We start from the raw sequence: 9,418 nt of genomic DNA on the forward strand, positions 1-9,418 counted from the left end.
TCCTCCACGTGACACAGCAACCAGAGCGGTAGCCGACAACTAACTGAATTAGTTACCGGACGGTACCAATCGTCCTGTTTGCCCGCCAGCGCGCCGACTCCGCCATCTTGGATTGAGGGTGAACTTTCGGTAACAGATATATATCGACAGGCTTATCATCAGCAAAAAGGACCTAGGTCCCACTATGAGCAAGGTCACGGTTTGAAGGTAAGAAGAACTCTCAGAAACGGTGTGGCAAACCGAACTGAACCCACGTTTCGTGGGCCTCAGGGCAGTTGAAGGCCGAAAGTGCGGACATCAAGCCAGTGCACGTACTTGAATATGCAACCAACAGGCACTACTTGGCAATCGATCGCAATCAAGACACCTGAGCGGGGCCTAGGAGCGCAACTCTGCATGGTTCACGCGGAGATGTTCACTTCGTGGTCGGCGCGCACTTGCAAGACCCACTTGCGTCGCACCGTTAGCTTGTCAATCACTGATACGTGCAGACGACGCGCAGAAGTAGTACGCATGTACGAGAAAGGGCTCTGACCAAGACCGCAGTCCTTGATCAGAGCCCTACCAACTCGGAGTCGAAAGTTATGCCGGTTCTCTCATGATGCCGAGATGCCGTGCAGTCCCGGACACCCCAGGAACCTCTTGCACAGGCGACCAGGTATTCAGCCCGTCCGTGCTGTCGGAGTAGAGATACTTACCTTCGGTATAGGCGTCGAGATAGATCCGCCAGTCGCCGCTCGGCAACTGAACTACGGCCGGACCTTCGACAAGCGAACCCCAATTCCCTGGCGGCACAAACGAATAAGGTCCCGTCACCGAAGGAGCGACCGCATGCTCGACGACCTTCCTCGTCTCGTTCTTGGTGAACGCATGATAGGTCGATCCGACTTTGACCACGGTGGTGTCGATGTGGTCCGCACCGATCCCGGCGAGCGGAACAGGCGGGCTCCACAACCGGAGCGACGGTTCCAACGCCGTCATCAGATACGGCACAAATCCTCCACCGGTCGACATCGACAGGATGACGTTGACACGATCGCCGTCCACAAACCATTCAGGCGCCCAGGCCTTGGTGACGAATGGTGACAGCGACGGCCCGTCGCTGAAACCAGCCGAACCCGAGAAGCCCGGCGGGCTCGCAGAACCGGTGCCATCTCCCGTACCAGGCATCAAGGCGCAGCAAAACGGAACCGGATAGTTCCCCAGCGGTGTCCAATTGATGCGGTCGCTGCTGCGTGCGAAACCGATGTTCGCCCCACCACCCGTCGTGTAGGTGAGGTAATACAACCCGTCTGTGTTCCGGAAGATGCTCGGATCACGCACGAGCCCAGACGGCGGCCTGTACGCCGACTGCTGGACGAGTTGAAAGCCGGTGCCGTCAGCCGACTCGTAGACATCCATGTCACGGTCGCTGGCATTACTGAACGCCACCATTGTGTATTTCCAGTCAGGCGGCGGCGCTGCGCTGCTGGCAGGGGCTGCGACCAGCAACCCCGCGACGACGAGGATCACCAGCGACACAACAGAAAGGCCGGTCCGTTTTGTCGGAATCACCGATGCAGTATGTATGACAGCCGGCCCACCATGGGTAACTTCGGTCGGAGTTAGAGCAGGATCGTTACCTGAGGCGATTCGCCTTGTTGTGAGGACGGGGACGCCGGCAAGGTCAGCCGTTAGCATCACGCCATGGAACTTGGGGTGCATTTCGCGCTGTCAGACAGCGTGGCAGCGGAACTTCTGGACGCACGCGGCGACGACGACAAACTCGGCGCAGTGGTCGAGGACATCGAGGAGACGGGCCGATCCGAGTTCTCGTGCGACACGGACAAGGCGTGGGATCCGATCCTGTGCGCCCTCTCCAGCACGGGGTACGAGCGCGTGTCCGAGAACTGGCCGGCCTACGGCGTGATCTTGGGGGACGACGACCTCAACACCGACACCGACGACCAACTCGTCACCTACCTGGCACCCGATCGGGTCGCCGAAGTCTCCTCGTACCTGGCGGAAATCACCGAATCCGAGTTCGGCGTGCGCTACGACGCGATGCCGCTCGACGACCGCAACCCGGAGTACGGTTCCGACGAGCGCGGGTACGCCTGGGGCTGGCTTCAGGAAGTGGCGGACTTTTTGCAGCGCGCGGCCCGAGAGCGTCGCCACGTGGTATTCACCGTGCGGTTCTGACAGTCGAGAGCCCACTGCCGAAGCAGCGCGCCCTCGAAGAATGAAAGACCGCTTGACAGTGGCGCTCAACTGCGGAGGACCCTCTGCGCGGGTTCTTGCTCTGACAATTCCTGTGCCGCAGCGTTTCTGGGTGACCGAGTGCGTGTCCTTCTCGCAGCCAGACCGAGCAGTAACGGAAACGTAACGACAGCCCGCGCGCTTCTCTGGCATTCACGATCTCGACCAGCAGTTTCACTGAAACAGTTTATTTTTCAACGGATTTCCAGTAGTGAGCTGCATCTCAAACCAACCCAGTGGATTGCTCATTGTTTGCGACATGGCGTTGACTGTTACCGGAAGAATCAGACAAAGTGGCCCGTGGAGGCGCAACTCGAGTGGGCCACCGACGAGGGAGAAGCCGAATGACGCACCTACGCAAGATGATTACCGCGGCCGCATTGATACCTGCCGGTATCGCAGCCATCGCACTCAGCGGCGCGGGCGCAGCATCAGCTGTTACTCCGATCGCCGACAACGGGCGCATCGGCGTGCAGCTGAACCAGGGTGAGACGGCATTGTTCGGCCAGCTCAATGCCGGCGCTGCGATCGAAAGCATCACTAACTCCACCCAGATCGGCGTGCGCCTCGCACCAGGATCGCGCTTCGAGAGCGGCCCCAACGTCGTCTGGGGACGTCTCGACCAGTTCGCCAACGAAGCAGCCTCCCGTGGTGGAGAAATTTCTCTCGGCGTACTCAACCCGGCGAGGGGTTCACAGCAGTTCTTCTTCATTCAGAACTGGTAATACCCTCCGCCGTCGAATTGATGCTTCGCTCTTCCTGTGGCGGGGCGGAGTATTTTTCGTTTCCCGTGGCCACGTTCGCCGCCGAGTGTTGAACAGGCGACGTTATCCCGGACGACTTTTGCGAGGACTGCAATCGGGCACCGATGTGTGCGGGAATTCCCTGTGCCGCTGCGTAATAACGCATCCACAACCGACCCCTGAGGCGAACGAATGAGCTGGACTCGAAAAGAGATAGCGATCATCGTGACCGCCACCGCGGTCGGGCTGGTCGCCGTCCTGGTGGTCGGGGTCAATCTCGCCGCCTCCGTGGTGTAACGGGTGCTGCCGTCATATGAAGCGGTCGCCGAAACCAGCCAACGATTGACCGACACGGATATGCAGTTCCCGGAGATCGACTGCACGCCAGTCGATTGGCGCGGCGACATCACCCGTCAAAAGAGGTATGCGGAGGGGGTGATGGCCTGCCTGGACGAGATGTGGAGCCCCGCTGTCGACAGAGAATTCAGAGGCGGCAACCTCGTGACACCTCACGTCGACATGCGCCTCGAAGGCGACGATGCACCCATCCTCTGCGGAGAAGGCGCAGACGTCTATGGGATCAGTTTCTACTGCCCCAGAACCCAGACCATCCGCATCTGGACGTACGACAGTTTCAACGAACTCGACCTCGTCAGAGTCGCCACCCACGAATACGGACATCACCTTCAGGAGGCGATGGGGATCGAATCGCAGCTGTCGTCATTGGCCGCGCGGGAAAACGATCACCGCGAGGTGATGTTGATGACCAAACGCCTGGAAGCTCAAGCTGAATGCCTGTCCGGCGTCAGCGCCAATCTCATCCTGCCCTACCTCGCCGAACTGTCAGTACAAGAAGACGCCATCGACATCCCCGGCGAAGACCCCGAAGACACCCACCCGAGTCAGGCCAACAACAGAATGTGGTTCAACCGAGGGATGCAGGAGGGACTCAGCTCCTGCGACACGTGGAACGCACCGGAATCAGAGATTCGGTGAATACGTAACGCGGCCTGAGTCCATTTTTGGGGGCATCGATAGTCATTCATTTCGGACGGAACTGGGGCGGTGGAGTGGTTGCGAGATTGCGGGAAGTCCCCGACAAGAACGATCATCCCGCTGTCAAAGGTTGGATCCAGCTCTCGAAGGAACTGCAGCGACGTCGCTCTACGCCGACGCGGACCTCGTCGACGGCGATCTTGGCACGATCGGACACGAAAAAGCCCCTCACCTGTATGAACAAGTGAGGGGCATCTGCGGAGGCAAGTGGATGGCATTCAAACTTAACTGTCCAGACGAGGCGGATGCTCGAAAAATGGGATGACCTGCAGAGTTGAGGTGAAGAGGGCTACCGCTCGGGATGGCGCTGACCGCTACTGGACCACTTGGGCTGCGCGAAGAGCTATTTCGAGCCACCGGTCATCCTGGTTGCTGTACAGCTTGCGCCATCCGGGCAGGTGTACGCCGCCATGTGGAAAGTACTGTTTCCCATGGCATCCCGCTACAAGCTGTTCGGGTACGCGCGAGGGTCGTATTGAGGACATCACGTCAAAGCGCTCTACGCGCCGGCTCAGGTGTTGACCTGATTTCCGTCAGAATCGGTATCTCGTGCTTGGCGGTCAGTGTCTTTGTAGTGCAGTTTGTCGTACCTGTTTACCGGAGGTGCATCCTTCTGCTCGCGGTAGAGCGCCCGTGTCAGCCAAGCACCGAAAACATCGTTGAATCCGGTGGGATGCCTTCGCGTGAGGAAGGGGGTCCACCACCACGCCACGAACACAGCAGCGAAACCGCACAACAGAACAGGTCCGAGAATCGACCGCTGTGGGGCTGTGAGCCAGGCGAAAACGATGGTCAGGATCGACGAACTCCAGTAGATCGCTCTCGCATGACTGCGGTACATCATGTAAGGCGTGGATACGATCATCGCCACAGCCCCTGCAGTGATTGCACAAATTCCACAAACGGTGGTCATGATGTCGCTTGTAGGGAGATGTGTTGTCGGCATGCAGGACGATTCTGTTGGAACCAAAGACCGAGGAGCGCGACAGCGGGAAGCTGTTGGCTCTTGCCGTGTCCAGGTTCTGAATCCCGAGCGGCCGTCGAACAGGATATGTTGCTCACGCTGCCCGACGTTGTTGTCGACGCCATCGTTGGAAGAGGATCTGCACGACGCGAGCGGCAATGAAGACAATGGCGGCGATTGACGCTCCGAAAACGAACGCGGACTCGGAGAAGACCATGAACAGCACTGCGGGAACTGCTATTGCGCCGAGTACGGCGAGCGCAATCATGTCCGGATTCTTCATGAGGCCGCTTTCTGCTCGGTGGTGTCTTCTGTGATCACGTGGTGCACGATTTCCTCCGGGAGTGCGCTCGTCTCACCCGTCCATCCTCCGCATTCGAGGCGTAGGTAGCCGTCTTGAAAGGGCGAGGCTTCGGTGATGATTCCCGGTCCTACCCGGTAGAGCGACGATCCGTGCGAGGTGTTCTCGACACGGACACCTGGCTTGAGCACGAGGTCGAGTGCGTAGCGCCCGCGGGCGGAGGTTTCGATCTTGTCAATATCGGACCAACGCAGATATCCGCTGTAAGCGCGGCCGAGTTCCATCCGCATGCCATCGCCGTCAATATCGATACGAAACCGTCCGACGTACCTCAGGGGAGAGAGAATGCTGGCACCGATCGATAAAGCGCCGAGCACCAACCACCAATTCGAATTGAACGAGCTACCTCCGGATTTGGTCGCATAGTTAAGACCGACACCGACGAAAGACAGAGCACAGGAGACCAACGCCGACCACAACCACAACGCCGATGCCCACCGAGTTGCGGCGGTCATGGTGAAAGTGCGGCCTTGACCTATTTCTTCAGAGTTCGTCGCGGGTTTAGGAGGAAGGGCCACAAACGTCACTAGCGAAATGCAGCACACAGCGCCGCATGCCGCAGCAAATGCCCCCAATCCGAAAACCGCATTCGAGGACGCCTCGTACATCACGATCGCACTGATTGCGAAGACAACGACACTGACAATGAACGCGAGGAAGCCCAGCTCGCCGCGTTTCTGGGTCCATTGAGCATGGAGGGTGCGTGTAAGTTCCGTCCTCGAAGTCATCGAACTACCTTTGCTTCTATCCGAGCTCGTCATCTAGTCCCAGAACTTCGATATCGCCCACGCCGCAGCATAGCCAGCTGCCACACCAACGGCGACCGCGACCACCACGGGGGCGGCACTGACAGCAAGCACTGCGCCACCGACAGCTGCCGCTGCGACGGTTCCTCCCACGTTGGTGGCGACCGATTCGGCGACACTAGGTCCGTTTTCTGATGTGAGATCGGAGGCTATCGCTGCTCCTGTGACGATCCACCCAAGCGCAGGGATCGGTTTCGCGAGGCCCTTCACACCATTCACTGCCCCTTGCCACACGGCGCGTGTCGTCGACACGTTCGGCGCTCGCGTCGCAGTGGCTCGTTCTGCCATTTGCCCCGGGGTATCAACAATTCCACCGATCACGTTGAGTGGACCGAATTGAGTAGTCCAATTCTCGTCGGTCGATGGCTTGCCCTGCGGTGACGTTCGGGGAGTCATCGAATTCGGTGCCCCATCGCCGGTGGTGCCGGGTTTGATCGGGACATTGCCGGTGAAACCGTCCGGGACGTCGCCGTGCGCTGCAGCGAGTTGGTTGGCCGCTTGCTGCTCCGCGCTGACGGATGGCTTTTGAGGTGTCGTGCGCGCTGTCATCGAATTCGGTGCCGACGTATTCCCGCCAGTGGTGTCGCCCGCATTCGTGTTCCCACTGTTCTGCGGACTCGCGCGCGAAGTCATCGAGTTCGGCGCACCCGAAGTGTCTGTACCCGAAGGGACCTCGCCGTGCGCTGCAGCGAGTTGGTTGGTCGCTTGCTGCTCCGCGCTGACGGGCGGCTTCTTCGCGCTGGTGCGCTGGGTCATCGAGTTCGGTGCCGACGTGTTCCCACCGGAAGTGTTGCCCGAATTCGTGTTTCCACTGTTTTGCGGTTTCTGCGCGCTCGTGCGGGAGGTCATCGAATTCGGCTTGGGTGCGGCGGTGTTCGTATTCTTCTGGACTTGTTTCGAAGCGACAGAGGTGGGTGCCTTCGCCTTCTTTTCCGGCGGATCAGCCAAAATCGGATAGGCGGTCGCTTCGTCGGCGTACACCGTCTGAATCAGGCGGCCGTCGCGCACTTCGTAGTCAGTCGGAACAGGATTGCCGTTGGCGTCATACGCCCACGGAGCTGCCACCACCGAGACGGGGTTTCCGTCCGCGTCGAAGACGGTGACTGAGCCGTCCGGATCAACGCTCATATGCCCGCCGGGCGGAACCTCGACGGGGATTTCCGCTTCGTGTGAGGACGTCGCGTCGTGGATGAGGAAGAACGTACGACGTCCCCCGCCCGGTTCGGTGACCGTGATCTTCGACTGGCCACCCTTCGCATACGCCATGAGCGGTGAGGCGAGGGTACCGACTGTCTGGAAGAGGATCGATTCCGGCGTACGCCCACGCAACGGTATGCGTGGGCCGAACGGTGAACGACGCCCACGTACCCCGATCCCGCCGGCAGTGAACGCAGCGGCACCGACCAACACGAGTTCGAGGTAACGGTCACGGCCGTCGCCTTTGTCGAGCCCCGAGGTCGTGACATTCGGAGTTGATTCCGATTGCCCGGGAGCACTATTCGGCGTCGACGCGGGCACTGGTCCGGGACCACGATCAGTGGTCGATGCGGGTGCGGTCGATCCAGCGGGTTGCGATGTGGTCGGTGCAGGCCCGCTGGTGGTCGTCGGAACCGGGATCCCTGCAGGGTTCTCGATGCTCGATGGTGTCGGGCTATTCGGTTGTCCAGGCTGTTCCGGTTGCGCCGCACCTGGCACGGGAACAATGGGGGTGCCATTGTAGGTGGGGAAGTTCGTCGGAGCGTTCGCTCCGACGTTCGGGCCACCGCCCGGAGCCTGTGCACCCGGTAGTCCGACGGTGGTTGTCGGGGCGGCCGTCGGGGTGGTGGTGGGTGCGGTCAGGCACGGGTTGATGTACTCAGGCGGGATCGGAGAACCAGGAGGCAGTGACGCGATCAGATTCAGGTAGATCTGATGATCACGTGCCCGCACCGCCGCACAGTCCTCCGCTGGTCCCGCAGTCGCAGGTGCGGCGATCAGTGCGATTCCCGCACCGACGGCTCCAGCTACTCCAGTCATCAGCGCTCCGGTGGCAAGTACTCCCGCGATGGACCTGCGCAGCTTCAGCACGGACTTCACCGGCGATCACCCGTGTTCGACTTCTTCCGCGCCTCGGCGATGAGCTTGTCCGCGCCCCACCAGAACACCCGGCCCGCGATCGACATCCACAGAAAGAACGCCAGATACACCAGAATCGTCCCATAATCAGCGGCCCACCCACCGAGACGTCCGATCACCGCGAACGCCGCAATCAACAATGCGAGACCGAAGACGGTGGCGATCACGGCCTTCGATGTTTCGCTCAGCTCACTGTCGGGGTCCCAGTCGTCGACGTCCGCACTTTGACCACTGTGCACTGTGGCCGGCGGCTCCGTCATCGGGCGGGACCGAGCGTGTTCAGCGTTGCGGATGGTCATGACAGAAACTCCAAACGGCGGATAGGTGAAGTGAAACAACGAGATCGGCGGCAGCAGTCAGGGGCCGGAGTTACCGGCCCTAGTTCAGTTCCAGTGCTGGTAGGTCTGCACGATGTAGCCCCCGGTGACGGGGCTGTTCGGGTCGGACACGTAGATGTTGACGTAGCCACCCGGATGCGCCGCAGCTTCGGCGATCACGACCCGATCGGGGGCGCTTGCCCTGCCATCGACGTTGGTGATGACCGAACCCGGAGCCCGGCCAACCCAACGTTGCGAGCCGGGAACAATGTTCGCGATTGCATCGGGGATCGGGCTCGCCGCCAGTGCTGCGGTCTCCGCATTCGAGAGCGAAAGCCCGATCCGACCCTGCTCCGGCTGCACGATCGGGGTAGCAGCCGATGCCACGCCCCCGCCGATAACACCGACGAGGGCGATACCTGCGGTAAGCGCTCCGGCTGTGGCCAAGGTACGAATCTTCATGAACTTCTCCCGTGATGCTGATTGATGGGCAAACCCGTGACTCGGGCCTCGTGTGACGGGGTGTGCGAGGGCATGGTGGCCTGCGCAGAGTGGGTTGAGAATGCAGCGCTGACGACGGCTGCTCGGGGTTAGAGCCAGGTCGGATCGGAATACACGAACAGGCTATTGTCCGAGGTTGCAGTTGAGACGGCGAGTTGTGCGTAGGAGCGGATCGTCACCGGCCCCATGCACGCATCAACCTTCACGTGCACGTTTTCTGCCGTGATCGACGCCTTCGACGACTCGAGATCCTTCTTCCCCAACGGAATCGTCGTGATCGTGCCCGGCGCAATCGTCGACTGAATACTCGGATTCAC

At 60.4% G+C, this 9,418-nt stretch carries 11 protein-coding genes; 4 read left to right on the top strand and 7 right to left on the bottom strand.

The window, feature by feature from the left end; genetic code table 11:
• Nucleotides 1–582: 582 nt before the first annotated feature.
• Complete coding sequence (locus tag ACZ3J7_RS40360; protein ID WP_185744481.1) at nucleotides 583–1,554, bottom strand: glycoside hydrolase family 43 protein; 972 nt, start codon at nucleotides 1,552–1,554, stop codon at nucleotides 583–585.
• A gap of 132 nt (nucleotides 1,555–1,686) precedes the next feature.
• Here ACZ3J7_RS40360 and ACZ3J7_RS40365 point away from each other — a divergent pair, with 132 nt between their 5' ends.
• From ACZ3J7_RS40365 to ACZ3J7_RS40375, 3 genes are all read left to right on the top strand, one after another.
• Entirely contained in the window at nucleotides 1,687–2,181 is a 495-nt protein-coding gene (locus ACZ3J7_RS40365; protein ID WP_298776617.1) for a DUF1877 family protein, read from the top strand.
• Between the two features lie 401 nt (nucleotides 2,182–2,582).
• Nucleotides 2,583–2,963, top strand: a complete 381-nt coding sequence (locus tag ACZ3J7_RS40370; protein WP_030535797.1) for a hypothetical protein — start codon at nucleotides 2,583–2,585, stop codon at nucleotides 2,961–2,963.
• A gap of 318 nt (nucleotides 2,964–3,281) precedes the next feature.
• On the top strand, nucleotides 3,282–3,977 hold the full coding sequence (locus tag ACZ3J7_RS40375; protein ID WP_298776622.1) for a neutral zinc metallopeptidase: 696 nt from the start codon (nucleotides 3,282–3,284) through the stop codon (nucleotides 3,975–3,977).
• A 571-nt stretch (nucleotides 3,978–4,548) separates the two neighbouring features.
• On the opposite strand, the gene ACZ3J7_RS40380 is transcribed toward ACZ3J7_RS40375, so the two are convergent.
• Nucleotides 4,549–4,881 carry a hypothetical protein gene (locus tag ACZ3J7_RS40380; protein WP_465628394.1) on the bottom strand — a complete coding sequence of 111 codons (333 nt, stop codon included), beginning with the start codon at nucleotides 4,879–4,881 and terminating at the stop codon, nucleotides 4,549–4,551.
• Between the two features lie 7 nt (nucleotides 4,882–4,888).
• On the opposite strand from ACZ3J7_RS40380, the gene ACZ3J7_RS40385 reads away from it, so the two are divergent.
• Nucleotides 4,889–5,182: a hypothetical protein gene (locus ACZ3J7_RS40385; protein WP_465628396.1), complete on the top strand. Its 294-nt coding sequence runs from the start codon at nucleotides 4,889–4,891 to the stop codon at nucleotides 5,180–5,182.
• 98 nt (nucleotides 5,183–5,280) lie between these two features.
• Here ACZ3J7_RS40385 and ACZ3J7_RS40390 read toward each other — a convergent pair whose 3' ends face one another.
• From ACZ3J7_RS40390 to ACZ3J7_RS40410, 5 genes are all read right to left on the bottom strand, one after another.
• On the bottom strand, nucleotides 5,281–6,090 hold the full coding sequence (locus tag ACZ3J7_RS40390; protein ID WP_124566634.1) for a hypothetical protein: 810 nt from the start codon (nucleotides 6,088–6,090) through the stop codon (nucleotides 5,281–5,283).
• A gap of 33 nt (nucleotides 6,091–6,123) precedes the next feature.
• The gene (locus ACZ3J7_RS40395) at nucleotides 6,124–7,434 is read right to left on the bottom strand and encodes a hypothetical protein (protein ID WP_366054592.1); all 1,311 of its coding nucleotides are present in this window, start codon (nucleotides 7,432–7,434) and stop codon (nucleotides 6,124–6,126) included.
• An 806-nt stretch (nucleotides 7,435–8,240) separates the two neighbouring features.
• Nucleotides 8,241–8,582, bottom strand: coding sequence for a hypothetical protein (locus ACZ3J7_RS40400; RefSeq protein ID WP_260395296.1), 342 nt, complete (start codon nucleotides 8,580–8,582; stop codon nucleotides 8,241–8,243).
• 84 nt (nucleotides 8,583–8,666) lie between these two features.
• Nucleotides 8,667–9,062, bottom strand: a complete 396-nt coding sequence (locus tag ACZ3J7_RS40405; RefSeq protein ID WP_298776632.1) for a hypothetical protein — start codon at nucleotides 9,060–9,062, stop codon at nucleotides 8,667–8,669.
• A gap of 128 nt (nucleotides 9,063–9,190) precedes the next feature.
• Nucleotides 9,191–9,418: MspA family porin (locus ACZ3J7_RS40410; RefSeq protein WP_353799054.1), on the bottom strand; the 228-nt coding region annotated here is incomplete at its 5' end.

The sequence above is a fragment of the Kitasatospora sp. NPDC015121 genome (assembly GCF_055562955.1).

Coding starts and splice junctions, on each gene's coding strand:
- ACZ3J7_RS40390 (WP_124566634.1), bottom strand. CDS start 6,090: ATGACTTCGAGGACGGAACTTACACGCACCCTCCATGCTCAATGGACC.
- ACZ3J7_RS40405 (WP_298776632.1), bottom strand. CDS start 9,062: ATGAAGATTCGTACCTTGGCCACAGCCGGAGCGCTTACCGCAGGTATC.
- ACZ3J7_RS40400 (WP_260395296.1), bottom strand. CDS start 8,582: ATGACCATCCGCAACGCTGAACACGCTCGGTCCCGCCCGATGACGGAG.
- ACZ3J7_RS40395 (WP_366054592.1), bottom strand. CDS start 7,434: ATGGCGTATGCGAAGGGTGGCCAGTCGAAGATCACGGTCACCGAACCG.
- ACZ3J7_RS40365 (WP_298776617.1), top strand. CDS start 1,687: ATGGAACTTGGGGTGCATTTCGCGCTGTCAGACAGCGTGGCAGCGGAA.
- ACZ3J7_RS40370 (WP_030535797.1), top strand. CDS start 2,583: ATGACGCACCTACGCAAGATGATTACCGCGGCCGCATTGATACCTGCC.
- ACZ3J7_RS40380 (WP_465628394.1), bottom strand. CDS start 4,881: ATGATGTACCGCAGTCATGCGAGAGCGATCTACTGGAGTTCGTCGATC.